The sequence below is a fragment of the Mesorhizobium sp. M0659 genome, from assembly GCF_040320605.1.
GTDB lineage: Bacteria > Pseudomonadota > Alphaproteobacteria > Rhizobiales > Rhizobiaceae > Mesorhizobium.
The window spans coordinates 1-587 of record NZ_JAMYPY010000062.1 but is presented as its reverse complement, the minus strand read 5'-3'; the positions used below and the strand labels follow the sequence as shown (position 1 = coordinate 587).

1 protein-coding gene is annotated in these 587 nt (G+C 66.8%); it reads left to right on the top strand.

Features of this window, described 5'->3' with window-relative positions; all coding sequences use genetic code 11:
- Window positions 1–587, top strand: a 587-nt coding sequence (locus NKI31_RS31800; protein WP_352653455.1) for an integrase core domain-containing protein, incomplete at both ends; no start/stop codon positions are given.

Sequence of the window (587 nt, the reverse complement as noted above, 5' to 3'; positions counted from 1 at the left end):
GCAAGCGACCCCGCCTGCGGGCCTGCGGCAATGGACCCTGGCCACAGCCGCAAGAACCGAACGCGGTGTGGACTGGCGATCACAAGGGCTGGTTCCGGACCCGCGACGGCTGGCGTTGCGAACCCTTGACGGTGATGGATGCGTCGAGCCGCTATCTTCTGGCGCTCGAAGCGACGGGGTCGACGGCCGATAGCGAAGCCTGGCCGGTGTTCGAACGGCTGTTTGAAGAGCATGGCCTGCCGGATCGCTTCAGAAGCGACAATGGCCCGCCCTTCGCATCGGCCGGCGTCACCGGGCTGACGCCGCTTGTCGTGCGCTTCATCAAGCTCGGCATCACCTTGGAGCGGATCGCACCCGGCAGGCCACAGCAGAACGGACGTCACGAGCGCTTTCACCTGACCATGCTGCCGATGGCCGAGGCACCGGAAGCCGACCGAACGGCACAGGGCCAGGCCTTCGAGACCTTCCGCCACAGCTACAATGAGGAACGTCCCCATGAGGCGCTGGGCATGGATACGCCCGCCCAGCACTACCGGTCCTCACAGCGCGCCATGCCCAGGACACCACCCGAGCCCGTCTATCCGGCC